Raw genomic sequence first — 24,994 nt, 5'->3', positions numbered from 1 at the left:
GGCGGAGTAAGCTGTCCTCAGCCTCCTCCCCCGCCCGGAGGCGGGGGAGGGCCATCGAAGCGAACGGAGGCACCCATGGAAACCCCCCGGCACCTGCTGGAAGCCATGTTCCGGGCCGCGGTGGATGCGGCGCTGCCGGCGGTCTGCGTGCCGCCGCACCTGCCGGCCCCGCCGAAGGGGCGCACCGTGGTGGTGGGGGCCGGCAAGGCTGCGGCGTCCATGGCGAAGGCGGTGGAGGACCACTGGCCGGGTGACCTCGGCGGCCTGGTGGTGACCCGCTACGGCCACGGCGTGGCGACGGAGCGGATCGCGGTGGTCGAAGCCTCCCACCCCGTGCCCGACGCGGCCGGCGAGGCGGCGGCGCGGCGCATCCTGGAGACGGTCGGCGGCCTCGGCTCCGACGATCTGGTGCTGTGCCTGATTTCGGGCGGCGGTTCGGCCCTGCTGGCGGCTCCGGCGGCGGGGCTGACGGTGGCCGACAAGCAGACGGTGGCCAGGGCCCTGCTGCGCTCGGGCGCCGACATCACCGAGATGAACTGCGTGCGCAAGCACCTGTCGGCGGTCAAGGGCGGCCGGCTGGCGCTGGCGGCGCACCCGGCGCGGGTGGTGTCGCTGGTGATCTCCGACGTGCCCGGCGACGATCTGTCGGTCATCGCCTCGGGCCCCACGGTCGCCGACCCCACCAGCTTCGCCGACGCCCGCGCGGTGATCGCCAAGTACGGCATCGACCTGCCGCCCGCCGTCAAGGCCCACCTGGAGCGCGGCGAGGGCGAGACGCCCAAGCCCGGCGACCCGCGGCTGGCCGGCGCGCAGACCCTTCTGGTGGCCACGCCGCAGGCGTCCCTGGAGGCCGCTGCGGCGGTGGCGCGCGCGGCCGGGGTGACGCCGCTGATCCTCGGCGATTCCATCGAGGGGGAGGCGCGCGAGGTGGCCCGGGTGCACGCCGCCATCGCCCGCCAGGCGGCGCGCTTCGGCCAGCCGGCGGCGGCGCCGTGCGTGATCCTGTCCGGCGGCGAGACGACGGTGACCGTGCGCGGCACCGGCCGCGGCGGGCGCAACGCGGAGTTCCTGCTGGCCCTGGCGGTGGCGCTGGACGGCGCGCCGTCGGTGTGGGCGGTGGCGGCGGACACCGACGGCATCGACGGGACCGAGGACAACGCCGGCGCCATCCTCACCCCCGACACCCTGGCCCGCGCCGCGGCGGCGGGGGTGCGGGCCAGGGAGCGGCTGGCCGACAACGACGGCTATTCGTTCTTCCGCAGCGTCGGCGACCTTCTGGTCACCGGGCCGACGCTCACCAACGTCAACGATTTCCGGGCCATGCTGGTGTTGCCGGATCATCGCGGTTGACCGTTCGCTTTCGCTTGGGGCAGGGTTCCGGGCATCCTTTCCGCCGTCCGGACCCCTCCCCATGGACTCCACGCTGCGTCAACAGCAGATCGTTTCGCTGGTGCGCGAGCGGCGCGTCCTTCAGGTGCAATGGCTGGCCGACCATTTCGGCGTGACGCCGCAGACCATCCGGCGCGACATTGACGAGCTGTCGTCGCAATCGCTGGTGCGGCGCTTCCGCGGCGGCGTCACGCTGCCGTCCAGTGTCGAAAACGTCGCCTACACCACCCGCCAGATGCTGATGGCGGACGAGAAGCGCCGCATCGCGCGGCTGGCGGCGGAGCATGTGCCCGACGACGCCTCCCTGTTCGTCAACATCGGCACGACGACGGAGGCGGTGGCGCACGCGCTGCTGTCCCACCAGGGGCTGCGGGTCATCACCAACAACCTCAACGTCGCCAACATTCTGCACACCAACACGGCGTTCAGCGTCAGCATCGCCGGCGGCGCGGTGCGCCAGCGCGATGGCGGCATCGTCGGCGAGGCCACCGTCGCCTTCATCCGCCAGTTCAAGGTGGACATCGGCATCATCGGCATCAGCGGCATCGACGAGGAGGGCGACCTCCTCGACTACGACTACGACGAGGTGCGGGTGGCCCGCGCCATCATCGAGAACGCCCGGCGCGTCTTCCTGGTCACGGACCACACCAAGTTCGGCCGCAGCGCCATGATCCGCCTCGGCCACATCGGCGAGATCGACGACCTCTTCACCGACGTGCCGCCGCCGCCGGGAATGGCCGAGGTGGTCGCCGCCAGCGGCTGCCGGGTGCACGTGGCGGAGGGCGGGTGAGGGCGGGTCGGCGGGACCGTCATCAAACCATGTATTTCGGCACATCCCGGGCCAGCGCGTCGACGGCGGCCCGGACTTTCGGCGGCAGGATCCCGGTCGACAGCCAGAGCGCGCTGACGTCATAGGGGAATCCCGACAGCTCCGGTAGCAGCTCGACGAGGTGGCCCCGCTCCAGACGCTCCCGGACAAGCCACGATGGCAGCCACGCAAGCCCGGCGCCGTCCGCGACCGCATCCGCCACGGCGGCGAGATCGTCGATCCGGATGCGGGATTCGGGGAGCACGTCGATCGGACCGGAACTGCCGCCGGGAAACTGCCAGGGCCGAACGATCCCCGAGCGGCGGTAGACGATGGCGCGGTGCCGCCGGAGCTCGTCGATGCCCTTCGGGTATCCATGGGCGTCCAGATAACCCGGTGATCCGCACACGATCATGCGTTGGCGCGCGATGTGGCGTACGGTCAGCCCGCCCCGGGGGTCAAGGGGACCCGTCCGGATCGCAAGATCGTAGCCGTCGTCGGCAAGGTCGGCGAGACGGTCGCTGAGCGAGAGGTCGAGTTCGAGGTTCGGCAGCGTCCCGACGAGCGCGATCAGGACCGGCATCACGCAATGACGCCCGAAATGGACCGGTGCCGTCACCCGCAGCGTTCCGCGCGGCTCGGACATCTGATGAGCCGCGAAAGCGTCGGCCGCCTGCGCTTCGGCAAGAATCAGGCGGCAACGCTCACAATATTCGCGGCCGACATCCGTCAGGCTCTGCCGGCGCGTGGTGCGGTTGATCAGACGGACACCCAGGCGATCCTCGAGAAACCGAACATGCTTGCCGACCATCGGCGCGGACATGCCGAGGGCGTCGGCGGCGGCCGCGAAGGAGCCCAGGTCGACCGCTTTGACGAACACCTCCATGCTCGTGAGGCGATCCATATTCAAAACCATTGTTTACTTCTGTCGTGCCGGACCGCCAATTTATCGCCCCAAATGGCTTTGTTAAAGGTAATTGAAAGCCAATGGTTAGGAGTGAACGACGATGCGTGTGGTCCGTTTTGACCGACACGGCGGCCCGGAGGTTCTGCGCTTCGAAACCATCGACGCGCCGCTGCCCGATGAGGGACAGGTGCTGATCAGAGTGAAGGCGCTGGGCATCAATCGAGCCGAAGCGCTGATGCGCGCCGGCGCCTATATCGAAACACCGGCATTGCCGTCGGGGCTCGGCCTCGAGGCGGCCGGTGTCGTTGAGCGGTTGGGTGACGGTGTCGACGGATTCGAGGCGGGCGATGCGGTCAGCGTCATCCCGCCGATCTCGATGGCCCGATGGCCGACCTATGGCGAGTGCATCAGCGTACCGGCCGAACGCGTGGTCCGGCATCCGCCGAACCTGAGCCGGGAGGGCGCCGCCGCCACCTGGATGGCGTATCTGACAGCCTACGGCGCCCTGATTGACGTCGCGGCGATCAGGCGGGGTGAATGCGTGGCCATCACCGCGGCGTCGAGCAGCGTGGGGCTTGCCGCCATCCAGATCAGCAACATGATCGGCGCGATTCCCGTTGCCGTCACACGCACCGCCGCCAAGCGACAGGCACTGATCAATGCCGGTGCCGCGCACGTGATCGTGACGGACGACGAGGACCCGGCATCGGGTCTGAACCGGATCGCCGGTCCGATCGGCGTTCGTGTCGTGCTTGATTGCGTCGGCGGCCCGATCCTCGAACCGCTCACTCAGGCCATGGCGCGCGGTGGTGTCCTCATCGAATACGGCGGGTTGAGCGCCCGGCCCGCGCCGTTTCCGCTTCCCGCGGTGTTGAGCAAGAGCCTGACGTTACGCGGCTATCTCGTCCATGAGATCACCGGCAATCCCGGGAAGTTGGAGGCGGCCAAACGGTTCATCCTCGACGGTCTTGCTGCCGGCGCACTCCGGCCGATCATCGCGAAGGTCTTTCCCTTCGAAGAGATCGCCGATGCGCATCGGTATCTGGAGTCGAACGAGCAGTTCGGAAAGATCGTCGTGACCGTATGACGCCTTGTGCCGGGCGGCGTCCGGAACCGGGCCTGCCATAGACCGATCACCCCGGGGGCGGGGCGCCGCCGTTCACTCCGGGACGCCGGCGCCCGGGCAGGGACAGGGGGTGTCCGCGATCAGCCCGCCAGCCGGTCGGGGCGGTCGTCGGCGGTCCAGCGGGGATCGGCCTGCCAGGTGCGGATCCAGTCGGGCAGGTCGGCGGCGGGCATGGGGCGGGCGATGCAGTAGCCCTGGGCCAGGTCGCAGCCGAGGTGCAGGAGCCGGCGGCCCTGTTCCACCGACTCCACCCCCTCGGCCAGGACGGTGCGGCCCAGCGCCCGGGCCAGCACGATCACGCTTTCCACGATGGCGCAGTCCTCGGCGTCGTGCGGCAGGTTGCGCACGAAGGACTGGTCGATCTTCAGCGTCTGCACCGGCAAATGGCGCAGGTAGGTCAGCGAGGAATAGCCGGTCCCGAAATCGTCCAGCGCCGCCGATACCCCCATCTCCCGGCAGACGTGCAGGATGGTGCGGGCCCGCCCGATGTCCTCCAGCGCCGCGGTCTCCAGGACCTCCAGTTGCAGGCGGTGGCGGGGCAGTTCGGGGTGGGCCGCCAGAAGGGCGGTGAGGCGGTCGGTGAAGTCCGCGCGCAGCAGGTGACGGGCGGCGATGTTGACGCTGACGGTCAGGTCGATGCCCCGGCGGTGCCAGTCCGCCATCTGCGCCAGCGCGGTGGCGATCACCCATTCGCCGAGCGCCACCTCCAGCTCCGTCTCCTCGATCAGCGGCAGGAACTCGCCGGGCGACAGCAGGCCGCGTTCGGGGTGGTTCCAGCGGATCAGCGCCTCCGCCCCCACGACGCTGCCCAGGCGCATGTTGACCTTGGGTTGGTAGAACAGGGTGAATCGGCCGGCGCCGATGGCGGCGCGCAGGGCGGCGACCGTTTCGCGGCGGGCCTGCACGCGCTGGTCGCGGTCGGCGTCGTAGAACTGGAAACGGTTCCGCCCCGCCTGCTTGGCTTGGTACATGGCCTGGTCGGCGTGGCGCAGCAGCGTGTCGGGGTTGCTGTCGTCGTCGGGGAACAGGCTGACGCCGATGCTGGCGGACACCCGCACCGGCGTGCCGACATCGGGCAGGGAGACCGGCTCGGACACGGCGGCCAGCACGCGGCCCAGCACGCCGGCGCACTCCTGCGCGTCGCCCAGGTCGGGCAGCAGGATCACGAACTCGTCGCCGCCGGGGCGGGCCAGCGTGTCGCCGGTGCGCAGCACCCCGGCCATGCGCCGGGCCACCTCCACCAGCAGGGCGTCGCCGGCGCCGTGGCCGTGGCGGTCGTTGACCGGCTTGAAGCCGTCCAGATCGAGATAGGCGACGGCCATGGCGCGGCCGCTGCGCCGCGTCCGGGCCATGGCCTGCTCCATGCGGTCGGCCAGCAGCACCCGGTTGGGCAGCCCGGTCAGCGCATCATGGTGGGCCAGGTGTTGCAGCGCCGCCTCGTGACGCTTGACGGTGGTGATGTCGGAGAACACGGCCACATAGCGCCCGGTCCTTCCCTCCCGGTCGCGGACCGCGGAGATGCTGAGCCATTCCGGGTAGATCTCGCCGTTGCGGCGGCGGTTCCAGATCTCCCCCGACCAGTGGCCGTCGCGGATGAGGGCGGCCCACAGGTCGCGGTAGAAGGCGCGGTCGTGGCGGCCGGAGTTGAGCAGGCGCGGCGAGGCGCCGATGACGTCGTCCGGCGCGTAGCCGGTGATGCGGGTGAAGGCGGGGTTGATGCGTTCGATGGTGCCGCCGGCGTCGGTGATCATGATGCCTTCGCGCGCGTTCTCGAACACGCTGTCGGCCATGCGCATGCCGTGCTCGGCGGCGATGCGGTCGGTGATGTCGCGGGCCACGGCGATGCAGCAGGCGCTGCGGCCGATGCGCGCCGCCTCCAGCGACACCAGCGCGGTGAACTCCGGTCCCTCGCGTCGGCGCAGGCGCATCTCGCGGTTGGCCAGGGGGGCGGGGCCGGTCAGCGCCGCCGCCAGCCCCCGCACCTCGTCGTCGGCGGCGAAGTCCTGCAGGGGGCGGCCCAGCGCCTCGCCCCGGGTGAAGCCGGTGACCCGCTCGAACGCCGCGTTCACGTCGAGCAGCGTTCCGTCCGGCACCGCGGCGATGGCCACCGGCTCGGGCGCCGCGTGGAAGATGGTGGAGAATTTCGCCTCGGACTCGCGCACCCGCCGGTGCGCCCGGCCCAGCCGGACGATCGACCCGCCCAGCGCCACGAACAGCAGGAACGTCAGCCCCACCAGGACGAGGGTGATGGCCTGCGACCACCATTGGCGCCGCGCGTAATCCGCCAGATAGGCGGTCCGCAGCGTCTCCAGCACGCCGCGGGCGTCGATGGCGAAATAGGCGTCGATGGCGTCCCGCAGCTCCGCCTTCTGATCGCGCAGGGTGCCCAGGTGCAGGGCGATGTGGGCCAGTTCCGCCGCTTCCGGACCGTCCGCCGGTGCCGCGGGAACGGCAACGGCGCCGCCGGCGTCCGACGGCCGGCCGGCCAGTTCGTCGATCAGCGCGCGCTGCATCCGCGCCAGCACCTCCGGCCGGCCGGTTTCGCCGTACCGGCCGATCCGGAAGGGAACGTAGTTGACCGCGTTGCGCACGAAGGCGGCGGTGCCCTTGATGCGTTCGGCGGCGTCCAGCTTCGCGTCGATCCGCGCCCGGTACAGCACCGCCGTCCCGGCGTCGCCCGCCGGCAGCCGTGCGGCGAGGGTTTCGAGGCCGCGCACATGCTCCACCAGCGGGTCGTAATGGGGCAGGATGCCGGCGACGACCTGCAACAGGTCGCGGTCCAGGCTGGTCTCCGTCTGCACCAGACCGTCGAACACCGCCAGCGCCGCGGCGTGGCGGCGGGCGTCGGTGCTGCGGTCGGCGACGAAGGCCAGCAGGCCGACGGTCACCGCCACCGCCAGGGTGAAGACGACGCCCGCCGACAGGGTGAAGCGGTTCATGGATCGTCTCCGCCCGCCGGCCCGGCGTCGGGCAGGGGGCCGGGCAGGGTGGCGAGGAACTGCACGATCAGCGTGATGTCCTCCTCCGGGATCTCCTGGCCGAGTTGGTAGCGTCCCATGAGCTGCACCGCCTCGGGCAGGGTGGCGACGCTGCCGTCGTGGAAATAGGGGGCGGTCAGCACCGCCAGGCGCAGGCCCGGCACCTTGAAGACGCGGCGGTCGGCGTCGCGTCCGGTGACCGCGAAACGGCCCGCATCGGACGGGCGCTCCCCGTCGCGGTCGCCGAACGGGTCGCCGAAGAAGCCGAAGCGCTGGAACATGTTGCCGCCGACGTTGGCGCCCTGGTGGCAGGAGGCGCAGCCGTAGGATTTGAAGAGGGCGTAGCCGCGCTCCTCCTCGGGACTGATCGCCGCGGCGTCGCCGGCGAGCCAGGCGTCGAAGCGCGAGCCGGTGGTGATCAGCGTGCGCTGGTATTCGGCCAGCGCCGCCGCCACCGTGTCGGCACTCGGGTCCGTGCCGAAGGCCGCGCGGAAGGACGCGCGGTAGGGCGACGCCGTCAGCCGCGCCAGCACATCCGGCCAGTGCGCGGCCATCTCGACCGGATTGGTGATGGGCCCGCCGGCCTGTTCCTCCAGGGTGCGGGCGCGGCCGTCCCAGAACTGGGCCAGGTTGAGCGCCGCGTTGTACACGGTGGGGGTGTTGAGCGTGCCCGTCGCGCCGCCGATGCCCACCGCCACCGGCTGGGCGTCGGCACCGCCGCGGCCGGGATCATGGCAGGATCGGCAGCTCACCGTGCCGTCGCCCGACAGGATGGGATCGGCGAACAGGCGCCGCCCCAGTTCCACCCGAAGCGGATCGGTTACGGCCGGCGGCGGCAGCGGCCGGATGGGTTCGCGCGCGGCCTCCCCGGCCTGCGCCGTCACCGGCACCAGCCACAGGAACGCTCCCAGAACCGCGCCGGTGCGTGAACGGCTTCGTGTCATGGTCCGATCCCGTCGCCCAAAGTACTTCGTATTTTAACAGTCGGCCTATGACCAACGCAATGGGCGGCATGTCGCGGAAGGTGCGGTGGGCGGCCTTCAGGAAACGCGAAAGTAGAACATCCTGTGGACGAGAACGCGACGCCGCGGCATTTCGCTAACCTGCTGCCTGTGTTCGCGCAATGAAATGCGCGCCTCTCTCGTCCCGGCCGACCGCGCCTATGGCCGAAGGCATAGGCTGCAAAAAACCGCTTTACGAACAATCCGGCGCGGGCTAGCGTTCATAAACGAAAGCGAACGCGGCGAAACGAAAACGACCGCGCGTGCAGGGAGAGGCCACATGACCGCAACCGGCCAGCAGCCGGCGGATCTGCTCATCATCGGCGGCGGGGTCAACGGGGCGGGCATCGCCCGTGACGCGGCGGGCCGCGGCCTGTCGGTGGTCCTGTGCGAACAGAACGACCTGGGCAGCGCCACCTCGGCGGCCAGCACCAAGCTCATCCACGGCGGCCTGCGCTACCTGGAGCATTACGAGTTCCGGCTGGTGCGCGAGGCGCTGGAGGAGCGCGAGGTGCTGCTGGCCCTGGCGCCCCACATCATCCGGCCCATGCGCTTCGTGCTGCCCCACGACACGACCATGCGGCCGGCGTGGATGCTGCGGATCGGCCTGTTCCTCTACGATCATCTGGGCGGCCGCAAGCGGCTGCCGGGGTCGCACGCCCTGGACCTGCGCAACCACCCCGCCGGACGGCCGCTGGCGGAGCGTTTCCGCACCGCCTTCGAGTATTCCGATTGCTGGGTCGAGGACAGCCGGCTGGTCCTGCTCAACGCCATGGACGCCGCCGAACGCGGTGCCGCCATCCTGACCCGCACCCGCTGCGTCGAGGCGCGGCGCGAGGACGGCCTGTGGCGCGCCGTGCTGGAGGACGCCGCGACCGGCGCGCGCCACACCGTGCGGGCGCGCGCACTGGTCAACGCCGCCGGCCCCTGGGTGGCCGACGTGCTGAACGGCCGTCTCGGCGTCAACACCCGCTCCGCCGTGCGCCTGGTCAAGGGCAGCCACATCGTGGTGCCGCGCCTGTTCGAGGGCGACCGGGCCTACATCTTCCAGAACGACGACCGCCGCATCGTCTTCGCCATCCCCTATGAAGGGGATTTCACTCTGATCGGCACCACCGACGTGGACTATCACGGCGACCCCGCGGCGGTGAGCATCGACGAGGCGGAGATCGCCTATCTCTGCCGCGTCCTGTCCCGCTGCCTGGCAACGCCGGTGACGCCGGACAGCGTGGTGTGGACCTACAGCGGCGTGCGCCCGCTGTACGACGACGACACCGGCGACGCCTCGGCGGTGACGCGCGACTATGTGCTCGACCTCGACGCCGGGGACGGGCGGGCGCCGCTGCTGTCCATCTTCGGCGGCAAGATCACCACCTTCCGCCGCCTGGCGGAGCAGGCGGTGGACACCGTGCAGAAGGCGCTGGGCCGCCCGGCGCCGCGCTGGACGGCGACGGCGCCGCTGCCCGGCGGCGACATGCCGGACGCCGATTTCGACCGGTTCCTGGAGCGTTTGTGCGCCGAGTCCCCCTGGCTGCCCGCGGGAACGGCGCGCCGCTGGGCTCGCACCTACGGCACGCGGGTGCGCCGGCTGCTGGACGGCGCGCGCTCCCCGGCCGATCTCGGCCCGTGCGTCGCCGGCGATGTTTACGACGCCGAGCTGCGCTACGCGGTGGAGCACGAATACGTGCACACCGGCGAGGACTTCCTGTGGCGGCGCAGCAAGCTCGGCCTGCATCTGGACGCGGCGGGGCGCGACGCGGTCGCCGCCCGCATCGCCGAACTCCGCAGCCCCGGCGCGGCGGCGCCCGCCCGCACCCTGGCGGGAGGCCGGCGATGACGCTGCGCCTCGACGCGATCACCAAGACGGTGGGCGGTGCCGTCCACATCGACCGCGTGTCCCTGGACCTGGCGCCCGGCTCCTTCAACGTGCTGCTGGGGCGCACGCTGGCGGGCAAGACGACGCTGCTGCGGCTCATCGCCGGGCTCGACCGGCCGACCTCCGGCCGCATCCTCGACGACGGGCGGGACGTCACCGGCCGGGGCGTCGCCGGGCGCGACGTCGCCATGGTCTACCAGCAGTTCATCAACTATCCCTCCTTCACCGTCTTCGAGAACATCGCCTCGCCGCTGCGCCGCAAGGGGATGGACGCGGTGGAGATCGAGCGGCGGGTGAAGCGCACGGCCGCCATGCTGCGCATCGACGGGCTTCTGGACCGGCTGCCCTCCCAGTTGTCCGGCGGGCAGCAGCAGCGCACGGCCATCGCCCGCGCGCTGGTCAAGGAGGCGGGCCTGCTGCTGCTGGACGAACCGCTGGTCAACCTGGACTACAAGCTGCGCGAGGAACTGCGCGAGGAGCTGCGCGTCCTGTTCGCCGAGCGCCGCACCGTCGTCGTCTACGCCACCACCGAGCCGGCGGAGGCGCTGATCCTCGGCGGCAACACCGGCGTGCTGCACGAGGGGCGCCTGCTGCAGTTCGGGCCGACCCTGCAGGTCTATGGCCGGCCCGTCGACACCGACGCCGGGGCGATCTTCAGCGACCCGCCCATGAACTTCATCGACGGCATCCTCACCGACGACGGGGTGGCGCTCAGCGACGGCACCCACCTGCCGCTGGCCGCCCACGAACGCGGCCTGCCCGCCGGCCCCTGCCGCATCGGCGTGCGCGCCAACCACCTGGGGGTGGTGCGCCGGGGCGACCAGTCGGTGGCCGTGCCGGCGCGGGTGGAACTGGCGGAGATCAGCGGCTCGGAGACCTTCATCCACGTCGTCCACAACGGCGTGCCGCTGGTGGCGCGGGAGGAGGGCATCCACACCCACCCCATCGGCGAGATCATCCCCGTCTATTTCGACCCCGCCCGCGTCTTCGTGTTCGCGCCGGACGGCCGCCTGCTGGCGGCCCCGCGCAGCCTGCCGAACCGCCTGAAGGGAGTGGCATGACCATGGCCGCCATCGAGCTGCGCAACCTCGGCCATTCCTACCGCCCCAACCCCGCGGGGCCGCAGGACTACGCGCTGCGCCCCTTCTCCATGACCTGGGAGGACGGTGCCGCCTACGCCCTGCTGGGCCCGTCGGGCTGCGGCAAGACCACGCTGCTCAACATCATCTCCGGCCTGCTGACCCCCGGCGAGGGGCAGGTGCTGTTCGACGGGCGCGACGTCACGCACCTGTCACCGGAACAGCGCAACATCGCCCAGGTGTTCCAGTTCCCGGTGATCTACGACACCATGTCGGTCTACGACAACCTGGCCTTCCCCCTGCGCAACCGCGGCGTCGCGGCGGCCGACGTGGACCGGCGGGTGCGGCGGGTGGCGGATCTCCTGGAACTGACCCCCGACCTGGCGCGCCGGGCGCAGAAGCTGACGCCGGACGCCAAGCAGAAGATCTCCATGGGGCGGGGGCTGGTGCGCTCCGACGTGGCGGCGATCCTGTTCGACGAGCCGCTGACCGTCATCGACCCGCACATGAAATGGCGCCTGCGCCGCAAGCTGCGCGAGGTGCACAGCGAGTTCCGCCTCTCGCTCATCTACGTCACCCACGACCAGGTGGAGGCGCTGACCTTCGCCGACCGGGTGGCGGTGATGCACGAGGGGCAGGTGGTGCAGCTCGGCACCCCGCAGGAGCTGTTCGAGGCACCGCAGCACACCTTCGTCGGCTATTTCATCGGCAGCCCCGGCATGAACCTGCTGCCCTGCGAACCCGGCGAGGGCTGTGTCCATGTGGACGGCATCGCCATCCCGCTGCGCACGGGCGCTGCCGACACCGCGGCGGCGGGCGGCGGCGCCCTGGAGCTGGGCATACGGCCGGAGTTCCTGGAGCTGGCCGCCGCCGGCCGTCCCGGAACGGTGCCGGTGACCGTCACCGGGGTGGAGAACCTGGGCACCCACAAGATCGTCACCGCCCGTCTCGGCACCCGGTCGCTGAAGGTGAAGGTGGCGGAGGATCAACCGGTCCCGACGGAGGCCGCGCTGCGCTTCCCGCCGGACCGCGCCCGGCTCTACCGCGACGGCCGTCTGGCTGTGTGATGCCGGGTTCGCAACCGGTACCGGCCGCGGCCCGGCAGGGCCGGAGCCTTTGTGGCGTTTGAACACGGTGGTCCGGGGTTTCCCGGCCGCATGAAAACGAGGGCCCGCCAACGGGCCCCGCGAGACCATGGGAGGGACTTCAGCATGCACGCACGGTGCAGGGCGACACGCACCTTGGCCCCATCCCGCCTCAGCAGCGCGGAGGCGTGAGCCATGGACAAGCCGTGGAACAACCGCGCCTGGTTCCTGGTCATCCCGGTGTTCGTGCTGGTGGCCTTCAGCGCCATCATCCCGCTGATGACCGTCGTCAACTACTCGGTCCAGGACATCTTCGGGCCGGGCCAGGCATTCTGGGTCGGCACCGAGTGGTTCGAGAAGGTGCTGCACGACGAACGGCTGCACGACGCGCTGGTGCGGCAGATCCTCTTCTCCCTGGCGGTGCTGGCCATCGAGATCCCGCTGGGCATCCTGGTGGCGCTGTCCATGCCGGCGGACAAGGGATGGCGCACCTCGCTGGTGCTGGTGCTGCTGGCGCTGCCGCTGCTGATCCCGTGGAACGTGGTCGGCACGATCTGGCAGATCTTCGGGCGCGCCGACATCGGGCTGGGCGGTGCGGCGATCCGGGCGCTGGGCATCGACTACAACTACACCGGCAACCCGCGCGACGCCTGGCTGACGGTGCTGGTGATGGACGTGTGGCACTGGACGTCGCTGGTGGCGCTGCTGTGCTACGCCGGGCTGCGGGCGATCCCGCCGGCCTATTACCAGGCTGCGAAGATCGACGGCGCGTCGCGCTGGGCGGTGTTCCGCCACATCGAGCTGCCGAAGATGCGCGGCGTCCTCATCATCGCGGTGCTGCTGCGCTTCATGGACAGCTTCATGATCTACACCGAGCCGTTCGTTCTCACCGGCGGCGGGCCCGGCAACGCCACCACCTTCCTCAGCCAGTACCTGACGCGCATGGCGGTGGGGCAGTTCGACCTGGGTGTCGCGGCGGCGTTCTCGCTGATCTACTTCCTGATCGTGCTGCTGTTCTCCTACGTCTTCTACACCTTCATCACCACCGTCGGCACGGGGGACCGGTCATGACCCTACGCAGCCACGCCGACGACGCCGTCGCCCTGCCGCCGCGCGCCCGCGCCCGCGCCGCGTCGCGGCTGCGGGTGTCGCGCCGCACCGTCGTCCTCGTCCTCTACATCCTCTTCCTGCTGTTGCCCATCTACTGGATGGTCAACATGTCGCTGAAGACCAACGTGGAGATCCTGTCCGGCCTGACGCTATTCCCGCGTGATCCCACGCTGCAGAACTACATCACCATCTTCACCGATCCCAGTTGGTATTCGGGCTACATCAACTCCATCAAGTATGTGGTGCTGAACACGGTGATCTCGCTGACGGTGGCTCTGCCGGCGGCCTACGCCTTCTCGCGCTACCGCTTCCTCGGCGACAAGCACATGTTCTTCTGGCTGCTGACCAACAAGATGGCGCCGCCGGCGGTGTTCCTGCTGCCGTTCTTCCAGCTCTATTCCACCTTCGGGCTGTTCGACACGCCGCTGGCCGTGGCGCTCGCCCACTGCCTGTTCAACGTGCCGCTGGCGGTGTGGATTCTCGAAGGCTTCATGTCCGGCGTCCCGCGCGAGATCGACGAGACCGCCTACATGGACGGCTACAGCTTCCCGCGCTTCTTCGCGACGATCTTCGTGCCGCTGATCCGCGCGGGCATCGGCGTCACCGCCTTCTTCTGCTTCATGTTCAGTTGGGTGGAACTGCTGCTGGCGCGCACGCTGACCGCGGTCGAGGCCAAGCCCATCGCCGCCACCATGACGCGCACGGTCAGCGCCGCCGGCATGGACTGGGGCCTGCTGGCCGCCGCGGGGGTGCTGACCATCATCCCCGGCGCGCTGGTGATCTGGTTCGTGCGCAACTACATCGCCAAGGGCTTCGCCCTCGGCCGGGTGTGAGGAGACCGGCACCATGGAATGGATGGCCTGGACCTGGCCGACGGCCCTGTTTTTCGTGACCATCGCGCTGATGCTGGCGGGCATGACCGCGTGGCAGGTGGTGTCGCCGTCGGTGGAACGCCGCGGCCTGCTGCCCATGCCGACGACCCGCGGCGACCGCCTGTTCATCGGGCTGCTGGGCAGCGCCTACATCCACCTGGGCTGGCTGGCCCTGGCCGACGCCACCCTGTGGTGGGCGCTGGCGCTGTCGCTCGTCTGGATGGCGGCGGTGATGCGGTACGGGTGAGCCCGCCGGGCCCGCCCCAACAATCAAGAAACCCGACAAACCCGAAAAAACCTGACAACGACAACCCGATCCCCTTCACGGAGGTAATGGACATGATGGTTGCACACGGGAGGAAACTGCGCGGCGCTCTGGCCGGCACGGTGCTGGCCGGGGCGCTGGGGTTCGTTCTTCTGGCCGCCGGGCCGGTGTCGGCGCAGGACGTGGAGCAGTTCCGCGCTGCCGCCCAGCGCTGGATCGACCAGGAGTTCCAGCCGTCGTCGCTGTCGCGCGACGAGCAGATGAAGGAGATGGAGTGGTTCATCCAGGCCGCCGCCCCCTTCCGCGGCATGGAGATCAACGTCGTCTCCGAGACGATCACCACCCACGAGTACGAAGCCAAGACCATGGCGCGCGCCTTCAGCGAGATCACGGGGATCCGCCTGAAGCACGACCTGATCCAGGAAGGCGACGTCATCGAGAAGCTGCAGACGCAGATGCAGTCGGGCCGCAACGTCTATGACGCCTACGTCAACGACAGCGACCTGATCGGCACCCATTTCCGCTACGGCGCGGTGGTGCCGCTGTCCGACTTCATGACCGGCGAGGGCAAGGACGTCACCCTGCCGACGCTGGACGTCGACGACTTCATCGGCAAGAGCTTCACCACCGGCCCCGACGGCAAGCTCTACCAGCTTCCCGACCAGCAGTTCGCCAACCTCTACTGGTTCCGCGCCGACTGGTTCGACCGTCCGGAGCTGAAGGAGCGCTTCCGGGCCAAGTACGGCTACGACCTCGGCGTCCCGAAGAACTGGTCGGCCTACGAGGACATCGCCGACTTCTTCACCAACGACGTGAAGGAGATCGACGGCGTGCGGGTCTACGGCCACATGGATTACGGCAAGAAGGACCCGTCGCTGGGCTGGCGCTTCACCGACGCCTGGCTGTCCATGGCCGGGGCCGGCGACAAGGGCCTGCCCAACGGCAAGCCGGTGGACGAGTGGGGCATCCGGGTGGAGGGCTGCAACCCCGCCGGCTCCTCGGTCACCCGCGGCGGCGACACCAACGGCCCGGCAGCCGTCTACGCGCTCACCAAATACATCGACTGGCTGAAGAAGTACGCCCCGCCCGAGGCCCAGGGCATGACCTTCTCCGAGGCCGGGCCGGTGCCGGCCCAGGGCAACATCGCCCAGCAGATCTTCTGGTACACCGCCTTCACCGCCGACATGACCAAGCCGGGGCTGCCGGTGGTCAACGCCGACGGCACGCCCAAGTGGCGCATGGCACCCTCGCCGCACGGCGCCTATTGGGAGGAGGGGATGAAGCTGGGCTATCAGGACGCCGGTTCCTGGACCCTGCTGACGTCCACCCCGCTCGACCGCCGCAAGGCCGCCTGGCTCTACGCCCAGTTCACCGTGGCCAAATCGACCTCGCTGAAGAAGACCATGGTCGGTCTGACGCCCATCCGCGAGTCCGACCTGCAGACGCAGGCGATGACCGACATGGCGCCCAGGCTGGGCGGCCTGGTGGAGTTCTACCGCAGCCCGGCCCGCGTGTCCTGGACGCCGACCGGCACCAACGTGCCCGACTATCCCAAGCTGGCGCAGCTCTGGTGGCAGAACGTGGCCGAGGCGGTGACCGGCGAGAAGACGCCCCAGCAGGCCATGGACAGCCTGGCCGAGGCCCAGGACGCCGTGCTGGCCCGCCTGGAGCGCGCCGGCGTGCAGGGCGAGTGCGGACCCAAGCTGAACAAGGTGCAGGACGCGCAGTTCTGGTTCGACCAGCCCGGCGCGCCGAAGCCGAAGCTGGAGAACGAGAAGCCCAAGGGCGAGACCATCGCCTATGATGCGCTGATCCGGGCGTGGAAGGAAGGCCGCGCCCGCTGATCGGTTCGCGGCGCCGATGGAGATCCTTCCCCGACTGACGACTCCGGGGTGGCTTCGGCCACCCCGACTTTCTGCTTGAGAGGCATTCATGACCGGACCGGCGCGCCATCTCCTCGCCATCGACCAGGGCACCACCTCGACCCGCGCCATCGTGTTCGCCGCCGACGGCACGGCGCGCGCCACGGCGCGGCGCGAGTTTCCCCAGCACTATCCCGACGACGGCTGGGTGGAGCACGACGGCGAGGACATCTGGCGCGACACCCTGACGGTGGTCCGCGAGGCACTCGGCACCGCAGGCCTGACCGCCGCCGACGTGGCGGCGCTGGGCATCACCAACCAGCGCGAGACGGCCATCCTGTGGGACCGCGCGACCGGGGAGCCGGTGCACCGGGCCATCGTCTGGCAGGACCGCCGCACCGCGCCCCTGTGCCGGGACCTGCACCGCCGGGGCTGCGAGCCGGAGATCCGCGCCCGCACCGGGCTGGTGATCGACGCCTATTTCTCCGCCTCCAAGCTCGCCTGGCTGCTCGACACCATCCCCGGTGTCCGGGAGCGGGCGGCGCGCGGCGCACTGGCCTTCGGCACCATCGACAGCTTCCTGCTGTACCGCCTGACCGGCGGGCGGGTGCACGCCACCGACGCCACCAACGCGTCGCGCACCATGCTGTTCAACATCCACACCCAGGACTGGGACGAGGAGCTGCTGCGCCTCTTCAACGTGCCGCGCGCCGTCCTGCCGGAGGTGCGCGACAGCAGCGCCGATTACGGCACCACCGACCCCGCGTGGTTCGGCGCTGCCATCCCCATCCGCGGCGTCGCCGGCGACCAGCAGGCGGCCGTGGTGGGCCAGGCGTGCGTGGCGCCGGGCATGGTCAAGTCGACCTACGGCACCGGCTGCTTCGCCCTGCTGAACACCGGCGACCGGGCGGTGGAATCGGCGCACCGCATGCTCACCACCGTCGCCTACCGGCTGAACGGCCGCCCGACCTACGCCCTGGAGGGCTCGATCTTCGTCGCCGGCGCCACGATCAAGTGGCTGCGCGACCGCATGGGGCTGATCGACAGCGCGGCGCACACGGCGGAGCTGGCGGTGACGGTCCCCGACAGCCACGGGGTGGTGCTGGTGCCGGCCTTCGTCGGGCTGGGGGCGCCCCACTGGGACCCCGACGCCCGCGCCTCGATCCAGGGCCTGACCCTGGACGCCGGACCGGAGCACATCGCCCGCGCCGCCCTGGAGGCGGTGGCCTTCCAGACCCGCGACCTGCGCGACGCCATGGCCGCCGACAGCCCGGCGACGCCGCGCACCCTGCGCGTCGACGGCGGCATGGTGGTGAACGACTGGCTGTGCCAGTTCCTGGCGGACATGCTGGACGCCCCGGTCGAACGCCCGGCCGTCACCGAGACGACGGCGCTGGGCGCCGCCCTGCTGGCCGGCCTGCAGGTGGGCTTCTACGACGGGCTGGAGGGGCCGAACGGCCTGGCCGCCACCTGGACCTGCGAGCGCCGCTTCGAGCCGCGCCTCGACCCGGCCCGCCGCGCCACCCTGTACGACGGCTGGCGGCTGGCGGTGGAGCGGGTGCGCTGGCCGGGGGCGGGCGGCGGCGCCTAGCGGCAGCGGTCGTAGAACGCCGCGTAGCCGCCGATGGAGATGCCGAGCCCGATCAGCGTCGAGAACCCTCCCAGCCCCACGAAGTAGGACAGGAACGCCGCCACGCCGCCGCCCAGGAACGTCAGGCGGGCCAGCGTGTCGCAGGACATGTTCGGCCGGCGCGGCGGCGGGGTTCGGCGGAGGCGGTGGATGTCGGCCATGGGCAAGGGCTCGGCGGCGGTTGGGTTCGGCCCGCCCACTATGGTCAGGCCGGGCGGCGGCGGCAAGCGGGGCGATGGGGGAGCGGCAGTGTCTCGGTCTGAATATCGCTGGTGGGCGAACCTTATTCGAAGAGCGTTCTCATCGAGCTGCGGGGCTCCGCAAGCTCGGCGGAAAGCATGGAACGGATTTGGCGTGCATACCCGGGAACAAGGCCGGAAGCGCTCCGACGACGTAACAGGGGCAGACACCTTATGACGACGATCGTCGCCGGGGAAACGTCGCAGACGGCCGGATGCGCGAGGTGACGCCGCCTCGGCCGGCGGCTACAATGCAGGCATGACGCAGTCAGCCTTCCTCTCTTCCAAGCCACGATAGCCCCGGCAGCGCCGCCCACGATCGGGCGAGACGCGCCGGGGCATCGAGCTTGGAGAGGCAAGATGTCCAAAGACATGAAGCGGGCGCGCCGCCGGCATGAACGGTGGCGCATGATCGCAAAGGCTCGCCGGTTTCGCCCTTGTGCCGAAGCTCCCCAGAAGATCGCCGACAATTTGGCGTCGTGCAGTTGTTGGATGTGCGGCAATCCCCGGCGTTACGGAATGGAGCCGACCATGCAGGAGCAACGGCAAGTCATCCGTGAAAGGGATTGGGATCTGTGAAGACGGAGGGGCGATGCGCGGTATCGGCATCGCCCCTCAGATTTCAAACTCGGAGACTCCCCGGGGAAAAGAGGCGCTTGGCCGGCGAGCGGCTTTCGGGTATGGTGCGCGCCATGACGAGCGCGATCCGCATCGTGCCCCTGATGGCACCCCGATACTTTGGCCGCTGGTTTCGACCGGCGGCATAGGTTCGCGCACACCCCGTAGCCGATACCGAAGCCGCCCGATACCGCAGCGGCTTCCATGCGCGACTTCCCTTTCTCGGCATCGGTCCTGTGGTTTCGGGCGGCCTTCCAACCCCAAGGAGGCCAGCATGTTCGATTTCGATGTCGTCACCGGACCCACCCAGCCGCCCCGTCCCGTCACGGACGATCCCGACGAGTCCACCGCCGGGGACCGCGGCGCCGACACGTCGGCCCCCGCCGCCGGCCCGACCGGCGCAGCACCCGCTCCCTGACGGGGCAACCCACACGCATGAGACGAAAACCCTCCATCCGCCGGGTGGAGGGTTTTTCGTATGGTGGAAACCAAAGTGCGACAATCTGCCGCACCTCTCCTCGTGTGCAGGGGGCTTGCCATGGCATCCTGTCCCGCCGGCCCCGTGGCTGCGGGGGCTTTGCGTCCCGGCCCCCCGCGGCCGGGCGGGCGGGGTGGCCGGGAAGCCTGCCCGACCGGGCAGGTTGTTCGTCAGGGAAACCAATTGCCCGGCGACCTTCTCTGGATTAGCCAGGACTTACGAGAAAAAAACACGCATGCGCCGTGTGCGTGTCAGGGAGTCGAGCCGGGAGGACGCCATGCCGATCCACGAACATCCTACCCTTGCCCAATTTCTGCTCCAGGATAAGCGGAGCCGCGGCGCCTTCGGCACCGACCTCGTCCAGCTTCTCCTCGACGTCGCCCAGGCGTGCAAGGCCGTGTCGCGCACCGTTGCCGGGGGGTCGCTGCGCGGCGTCTTCGGTTCGGCCAATGCGGTGAACGTCCAGGGGGAAACCCAGGCGAAGCTGGACGTGCTCGCCGACGAGATCTTCCGCGAGCGCACCGAGTTCGGCGGCCACGTCGCCGCCGTCGCATCGGAGGAACAGGAGGAACCGGTGCCGGTGCCGCAGGACTATCCTCGCGGCGACTTCCTCCTGCTCTACGATCCCCTCGACGGGTCGTCGAACATCGACGTCAACGTCTCCGTCGGTTCCATCTTCTCGGTGCTGCGGGCGCCGCGGCCGGGCGAGCCGGTGGAAGCCGCCGATTTCCTGCAGCCGGGCGCGCGCCAGGTCGCGGCGGGGTACGCCATCTATGGTCCCTCCACCAAGCTGGTGCTGACCGTCGGGTCCGGCGTCCACGGCTTCACCCTGGACCCCGTGCTGGGCGACTTCCGCCTCACCCGGCCCAACATGACCATCCCCGCGGCGACGAAGGAGTTCGCCGTCAACGCCTCGAACAGCCGCTTCTGGGAGGCCCCCGTGAAGCGCTATGTGGAGGAGTGCATGGCCGGGGCCGAGGGGCCGCGCGGCAAGGACTTCAACATGCGCTGGATCGCCTCGATGGTCGCCGAGGTGCACCGCATCCTGGTCCGCGGCGGCGTCTTCCTCTACCCGCGCGACAGCCGCCCGGGGTCCCGCAAGGGCCGCCTGCGCCTGATGTACGAGGGCAACCCCATGTCCATGCTGATCGAGCAGGCGGGCGGCCTCTCCACCACGGGAACCGAACGGGTGCTCGACATCGTGCCGGACGAGCTGCACCAGCGCGTGCCCCTGATCCTCGGCTCCGCCGAGGAGGTGGAGCGCATCCAGGCCTACCACCGTGCCGGTCCGGAGCCGGTCATCGACACCCCCCTGTTCAACGCGCGCGGCCTGTTCCGCACGGCCTGACACCCCGCAAGAAGGTGCACCTCCCATGTCCGAAAAGCACCCCATCATCGCCATCACCGGTTCGTCCGGCGCCGGCACCACCTCGGTGACCCGCACCTTTCAGGAGATCTTCCGGCGCGAAGGCGTGCGGGCGGCGATCATCGAGGGCGACAGCTTCCACCGCTACGATCGCGCCGAGATGAAGCAACAGATGGCCGAGCGGCTGCGCACCGGCGACACGCTGTTCAGCCACTTCGGGCCGGAATCCAACCTGTTCGAGGAGCTGGAGACGCTGTTCCGCACCTACGGTGAATCCGGCACGGGTCTGCGCCGCAAGTACCTGCACGACGAGGAGGAGGCCCGACCCTACGGCCAGCCGCCGGGCACCTTCACGCAGTGGGAGGAACTGCCGGAAAGCGACATGCTGTTCTACGAGGGGCTGCACGGCGCGGTGGCCACCGACACGGTCGACGTGTCCCGCCACCCCGACCTGAAGATCGGCGTCGTACCCGTGGTGAACCTGGAGTGGATCCAGAAGATCCACCGTGACAAGTCCACCCGCGGCTATTCCACCGAGGCGGTGACCGACACCATCCTGCGGCGCATGCACGACTACGTCCACTACATCTGCCCGCAGTTCACCCGCACCCACGTCAATTTCCAGCGCGTGCCGACGGTCGACACCTCCAACCCCTTCGTGGCCCGCCACATCCCGACGGCCGACGAGAGCTTCGTGGTCATCCGCTTCGCCAGCCCCAAGGGGATCGACTTCCCCTACCTGCTCAGCATGATCGACGACAGCTTCATGTCGCGCGCCAACACCATCGTCGTTCCCGGCGGCAAGATGGAGATGGCCATGCAGCTCATCTTCACGCCCTTCATCTGGCGGCTGATGGAGCGGCGCAGCCGGGTGCTGTGAGGACAGGCGACGGCACCGCAGGCCCCGCCGGCCGTTTCAGGAAGACACCGGCACACAACGCAAGGGGTTTTCCATGCCGATCATCCTGTTCCTCATCCTCGTTGTCCTGATTGCCCAGTTCGGCTTCTGGGACACGCTGCAGGGCGTGCTGGGCGCCGTCGGCATGGTCATCCTGCTGCTGGCCCTGCTCGCCGCCGCCGCATGGGCGACCGCCCGCCTGGCCTTCCGTCGCATGCGCGGCGGACGGTAATACCGGGTTCGGTTCGGACGCCATGACGGTCCGAACCCGGCATCACACGGTTTCCGCCTGAAGGCTTCAACCGTATGCCCCTTTCAATGAAGGCCTGCGGCCTTCATCTGTCGGGTTCGACGGCTTCCAACAGATCCTTCGGATCTGCCGGAAGCCTTATCACTCCGCCGCGGCGGTCGGCATGTCGTCGACCGCCAGGTCGAGCAGGGGCAGGAAACTTGCCGGTTCCTGGGCGCCGGACAGCGCGTAGCGGCGATTGAAGATGTAGCAGGGCACCGCCTGAAGGCCGAGCTGGCGGGCCAGCATGTCGGCGCTGCGCACCGCCGTCACCTCCGCGTCGGTGGCCAGCATGGTTTTCACCTCGCGCGGGTCGAGCCCGAGGGTGGCGGCCGTGGCCGCCAGCGCGTCGCGGTCGCCGATGTCCGCCCCGGCCGTGAAATAGGCGTCGAACAGCGCTTCGGCCATGGCGTCGCCCAGGCCGTGGCGGGACGCGTAGCGCACCGTGCGGTGTGCGTCGAAGGTGTTGGGGGTGCGCCGGATGCGGTGGAGATCGATGGGCAGCCCGTCGCGTTCAGCCGTTTCCTCCACCACCGCATAGATCTGCCGCGCCCGCTCCGTCCCGCCGAACTTGGCGGACAGATAGGCGTCGCGGTCCATGCCCGAGCGCGGCATCTCCGGATTGAGCTGGAAGGGTTGCCAGCGCAGCTCCGGCGTCATCCGCGGGCGCATCGCCAGGGCACGCCCCAGACGGTGCTTGCCGATGTAGCACCAGGGGCAGATCAGGTCGGCGAAGGTCTCGATCAACATGACGGGTACTATTCCCCATCCACCCCGCACCGGGCAACACGGGAGATGGGAAACGGTATGTTAACCCTTCCGCCGGACAGTCGGATCGCAGGGGTCCCGGCGCGGCCCCTCCAGAGGAGGCGGACCGCCATGAGCGACTCCTACATCGACACCAAGGTGCGCGAGGCGCTGACCGCCGCGCGCGGCAGCCACGCGGTGGCGCAGAAGATCCTGATCGCCTGGGCGGCGGACGACCACCGCCTGTTGCTCGGTCTGGCGCAGCCCTTCATGAAGGCCATCGCCGGCGCCGCGGTCGACCGGGCCGTGCGGCGCGGCGGCGCACCGCGCCCGCCGCAGGGGCCGGGCCGGTCGCAGACCGGCGGGCGCAGCACCGCGCCGGCCCTGTCGCGCGAGGCGCTGGAACGCGTGCTGAGCCGCATGGGCGACGACTCCGCGCCGGCGGCGCCCGCCGCCGCGGCCGCGGCCCGCCCGTCGGCCGCCGCCATCCTCGGCAAGGGGGCGCCCGCCGCGCCGTCGGGCGGTGCGAGCCACGAGAAATCCATGATGGCGATCGCCAAGGCCTTCGCCGTCAAGAAGATGGGATGATGCTTCCGGTGGACCGCCGGCTGCCGCCGCCCTAGAAAGGCCCGACACGAAGCCTTTGCAGGGAGCATCATTCCATGGCGATCCAGCGTTTCCACACCGGCCCGCGCATGAGCCAGGCGGTCGTGCACGGCGGCACCGTCTATCTGGCCGGCCAGGTCGCCGACGACACCTCCGGCGGGGTCGAGGCGCAGACCCGCAGCATCCTCGGCCAGATCGACCGCCTGCTGGCCGAAGCCGGCAGCGACAAGAGCCGCCTGCTGACCGCCACCATCTACCTGACCGACATCGCCACCTTCGCGGAGATGAACAAGGCCTGGGAAGCCTGGGTCGATCCCGCCAACACGCCCGCCCGCGCCACCGTCGAGGCGAAGCTGGCGGCGCCGCAGTACCTGGTGGAGATCCAGGTCACCGCCGCGCAGTGACCGGCAGCGCCGCGCTGATCGCGGCGCAGTGACCGATACCGCCGCGACGGTCGCGGACGTGCCCGTAACGGGCGCGGCCGCGGCCGGCGGCCTTCGCTTCGCCTGCCATGCCGTGCCTTGTCGAAAATATTAAACGCGTGTTACGGTCTCGCCGACGGTTTACGGCCCGCGGCATTTCGCGCACGATGGGCGACAACAGGGACGCGGCGGCAGGGACAACGGCAAATGGACGGCGGCATTCCCGTGGCGACCGATACGCTCGTACGTTTCGCCGGGGTGCAGAAGACCTACGACGGCGAGCATCTGGTCGTGAGGAACCTCGACCTGGACATCCGCCGGGGGGAATTCCTGACCCTTCTCGGCCCGTCCGGCTCGGGCAAGACCACCACGCTGATGATGCTGGCCGGCTTCGAGGTGCCGACCGAGGGCGAGATCATCCTGGACGGCCGCCCCATCAAGGACATGCCGCCGCACCGGCGCGGCATCGGCATGGTCTTCCAGAACTACGCCCTGTTCCCCCACATGACGGTGGAGGAGAACCTCGCCTTCCCGCTGTCGGTGCGCAAGCTCCCCAAGGCGGAGATCCGCGAGCGCGTCGCCGCCGCACTCGCCATGATCAAGTTGGAGCCGCTGGCCCGCCGCCGGCCGGGGCAGCTATCGGGCGGTCAGCAGCAGCGGGTGGCGCTGGCCCGCGCGCTGGTCTTCAACCCCCAGCTCGTGCTGATGGACGAGCCGCTGGGCGCCCTCGACAAGCGCCTTCGCGAGCACATGCAGCTCGAGATCAAGCACATCCACGAATCGACCGGCATCACCGTCGTCTACGTCACCCACGACCAGGGCGAGGCGCTGACCATGTCGGACCGCATCGCCGTGTTCAACGACGGCGTCATCCAGCAGATCGACCGCCCGGACGAGCTGTACGAGCGGCCGGTCAACAGCTTCGTCGCCAATTTCATCGGTGAGAACAACGTCCTGTCCGGCACCGTCGAGGCCGCGGGCGAGGGGCTGTGCACGGTCCGCCTGGATGCCGGCGGCGCCGTCACGGCCCTGCCGGTCGCGGTGAACGGGCGGGGTGCCCGCACCGCCCTGTCGGTGCGCCCGGAGCGGGTGCGCCTCTACCGCGAGGGCGAGACGCCGGCCGAGCCCAACGCGCTGCCCGCCACGGTGCTCGACACCATCTATCTCGGCGACCACTCGCTGGCCGTGCTGGAGGCCGCGGGCAATCCGGAATTCATGGTCAAGCTGCCGCCCGGCGTGCGTCTCGATCTGCGGCACGGCCAGCCGGTGACCGTGGCCTTCCGTCCGGAGGACTGCCGGGCGCTCGACCCCATCCGCCAACCATAACCGTACGAGGAACAGGG

General features: G+C 70.0%; 23 protein-coding genes. 18 read left to right on the top strand and 5 right to left on the bottom strand.

The window, feature by feature from the left end; genetic code table 11:
- Positions 1–75 precede the first annotated feature (75 nt).
- Positions 76–1,350, top strand: a complete 1,275-nt coding sequence (locus G472_RS0120875) for a glycerate kinase type-2 family protein (RefSeq protein WP_029009928.1) — start codon at positions 76–78, stop codon at positions 1,348–1,350.
- Between the two features lie 61 nt (positions 1,351–1,411).
- Positions 1,412–2,179, top strand: coding sequence for a DeoR family transcriptional regulator (locus G472_RS0120870; protein WP_029009927.1), 768 nt, complete (start codon positions 1,412–1,414; stop codon positions 2,177–2,179).
- Between the two features lie 22 nt (positions 2,180–2,201).
- Here G472_RS0120870 and G472_RS0120865 read toward each other — a convergent pair whose 3' ends face one another.
- Positions 2,202–3,083, bottom strand: coding sequence for a LysR family transcriptional regulator (locus G472_RS0120865; RefSeq protein ID WP_211100222.1), 882 nt, complete (start codon positions 3,081–3,083; stop codon positions 2,202–2,204).
- Between the two features lie 121 nt (positions 3,084–3,204).
- Between G472_RS0120865 and G472_RS0120860 the strand changes: the two genes are divergently transcribed.
- Positions 3,205–4,191, top strand: coding sequence for a zinc-dependent alcohol dehydrogenase family protein (locus tag G472_RS0120860; RefSeq protein WP_029009925.1), 987 nt, complete (start codon positions 3,205–3,207; stop codon positions 4,189–4,191).
- Positions 4,192–4,310: 119 nt separating this feature from the next.
- Here G472_RS0120860 and G472_RS34670 read toward each other — a convergent pair whose 3' ends face one another.
- Together G472_RS34670 and G472_RS34665 are read right to left on the bottom strand one after the other, a co-directional pair.
- The gene (locus G472_RS34670) at positions 4,311–7,169 is read right to left on the bottom strand and encodes an EAL domain-containing protein (protein WP_051341097.1); all 2,859 of its coding nucleotides are present in this window, start codon (positions 7,167–7,169) and stop codon (positions 4,311–4,313) included.
- Positions 7,166–8,152 (bottom strand): cytochrome-c peroxidase, encoded by a 987-nt coding sequence (locus tag G472_RS34665; RefSeq protein WP_051341096.1) that lies wholly within the window; start codon positions 8,150–8,152, stop codon positions 7,166–7,168. Before G472_RS34665 ends, G472_RS34670 begins: the two co-directional genes overlap by 4 nt.
- 337 nt (positions 8,153–8,489) lie before the next feature.
- Here G472_RS34665 and glpD point away from each other — a divergent pair, with 337 nt between their 5' ends.
- The 8 genes from glpD to glpK all read left to right on the top strand — a co-directional run bounded on the left by glpD (position 8,490) and on the right by glpK (position 17,949).
- A complete protein-coding gene (gene glpD, locus G472_RS0120845) occupies positions 8,490–10,046 on the top strand; it encodes a glycerol-3-phosphate dehydrogenase (RefSeq protein WP_029009924.1) in 1,557 nt (518 codons plus the stop codon).
- Positions 10,043–11,146, top strand: a complete 1,104-nt coding sequence (locus tag G472_RS0120840) for an ABC transporter ATP-binding protein (protein ID WP_029009923.1) — start codon at positions 10,043–10,045, stop codon at positions 11,144–11,146. Before glpD ends, G472_RS0120840 begins: the two co-directional genes overlap by 4 nt.
- A 2-nt stretch (positions 11,147–11,148) precedes the next feature.
- Positions 11,149–12,231 (top strand): ABC transporter ATP-binding protein, encoded by a 1,083-nt coding sequence (locus G472_RS0120835; RefSeq protein WP_029009922.1) that lies wholly within the window; start codon positions 11,149–11,151, stop codon positions 12,229–12,231.
- 213 nt (positions 12,232–12,444) lie between these two features.
- Complete coding sequence (locus G472_RS0120830; RefSeq protein ID WP_029009921.1) at positions 12,445–13,320, top strand: carbohydrate ABC transporter permease; 876 nt, start codon at positions 12,445–12,447, stop codon at positions 13,318–13,320.
- On the top strand, positions 13,317–14,192 hold the full coding sequence (locus G472_RS0120825) for a carbohydrate ABC transporter permease (protein WP_084536813.1): 876 nt from the start codon (positions 13,317–13,319) through the stop codon (positions 14,190–14,192). Before G472_RS0120830 ends, G472_RS0120825 begins: the two co-directional genes overlap by 4 nt.
- 13 nt (positions 14,193–14,205) lie before the next feature.
- A complete protein-coding gene (locus tag G472_RS0120820; protein ID WP_029009919.1) occupies positions 14,206–14,478 on the top strand; it encodes a DUF2160 domain-containing protein in 273 nt (90 codons plus the stop codon).
- Positions 14,479–14,570: 92 nt separating this feature from the next.
- Positions 14,571–16,340 (top strand): ABC transporter substrate-binding protein, encoded by a 1,770-nt coding sequence (locus tag G472_RS0120815; protein WP_425387994.1) that lies wholly within the window; start codon positions 14,571–14,573, stop codon positions 16,338–16,340.
- Between the two features lie 88 nt (positions 16,341–16,428).
- Positions 16,429–17,949: a glycerol kinase GlpK gene (gene glpK, locus G472_RS0120810; protein WP_029009917.1), complete on the top strand. Its 1,521-nt coding sequence runs from the start codon at positions 16,429–16,431 to the stop codon at positions 17,947–17,949.
- Here the strand turns inward: glpK and G472_RS0120805 are convergent.
- Positions 17,946–18,149: a hypothetical protein gene (locus tag G472_RS0120805; RefSeq protein ID WP_029009916.1), complete on the bottom strand. Its 204-nt coding sequence runs from the start codon at positions 18,147–18,149 to the stop codon at positions 17,946–17,948. The two genes, glpK and G472_RS0120805, sit on opposite strands and share 4 nt — an antisense overlap.
- A 970-nt stretch (positions 18,150–19,119) precedes the next feature.
- Here G472_RS0120805 and G472_RS39025 point away from each other — a divergent pair.
- The 4 genes from G472_RS39025 to G472_RS39530 all read left to right on the top strand — a co-directional run bounded on the left by G472_RS39025 (position 19,120) and on the right by G472_RS39530 (position 21,819).
- Positions 19,120–19,263 (top strand): hypothetical protein, encoded by a 144-nt coding sequence (locus G472_RS39025; RefSeq protein ID WP_156927195.1) that lies wholly within the window; start codon positions 19,120–19,122, stop codon positions 19,261–19,263.
- A 337-nt stretch (positions 19,264–19,600) separates the two neighbouring features.
- The gene (locus tag G472_RS0120795; RefSeq protein WP_029009915.1) at positions 19,601–20,671 is read left to right on the top strand and encodes a class 1 fructose-bisphosphatase; all 1,071 of its coding nucleotides are present in this window, start codon (positions 19,601–19,603) and stop codon (positions 20,669–20,671) included.
- 25 nt (positions 20,672–20,696) lie between these two features.
- Entirely contained in the window at positions 20,697–21,569 is an 873-nt protein-coding gene (locus tag G472_RS0120790; RefSeq protein WP_029009914.1) for a phosphoribulokinase, read from the top strand.
- A 73-nt stretch (positions 21,570–21,642) separates the two neighbouring features.
- Positions 21,643–21,819: a hypothetical protein gene (locus tag G472_RS39530; protein ID WP_169732840.1), complete on the top strand. Its 177-nt coding sequence runs from the start codon at positions 21,643–21,645 to the stop codon at positions 21,817–21,819.
- A 159-nt stretch (positions 21,820–21,978) separates the two neighbouring features.
- Here G472_RS39530 and G472_RS0120780 read toward each other — a convergent pair whose 3' ends face one another.
- Positions 21,979–22,626, bottom strand: a complete 648-nt coding sequence (locus tag G472_RS0120780; RefSeq protein WP_029009913.1) for a DsbA family oxidoreductase — start codon at positions 22,624–22,626, stop codon at positions 21,979–21,981.
- Positions 22,627–22,755: 129 nt separating this feature from the next.
- Here G472_RS0120780 and G472_RS0120775 point away from each other — a divergent pair, with 129 nt between their 5' ends.
- From G472_RS0120775 to G472_RS0120765, 3 genes are all read left to right on the top strand, one after another.
- Positions 22,756–23,211, top strand: a complete 456-nt coding sequence (locus G472_RS0120775) for a hypothetical protein (protein ID WP_029009912.1) — start codon at positions 22,756–22,758, stop codon at positions 23,209–23,211.
- A gap of 74 nt (positions 23,212–23,285) precedes the next feature.
- Positions 23,286–23,633 (top strand): RidA family protein, encoded by a 348-nt coding sequence (locus G472_RS0120770; protein ID WP_029009911.1) that lies wholly within the window; start codon positions 23,286–23,288, stop codon positions 23,631–23,633.
- 225 nt (positions 23,634–23,858) lie between these two features.
- A complete protein-coding gene (locus tag G472_RS0120765; RefSeq protein WP_029009910.1) occupies positions 23,859–24,977 on the top strand; it encodes an ABC transporter ATP-binding protein in 1,119 nt (372 codons plus the stop codon).
- The last annotated feature ends 17 nt before the right edge of the window (positions 24,978–24,994 follow it).

The organism is Azospirillum halopraeferens DSM 3675 (genome assembly GCF_000429625.1).
Taxonomy (GTDB): Bacteria; Pseudomonadota; Alphaproteobacteria; order Azospirillales; family Azospirillaceae; genus Azospirillum; species Azospirillum halopraeferens.
The sequence above is the reverse complement of the archived record's forward strand: the minus strand, read 5'-3'. Positions and strand labels throughout refer to the sequence as shown.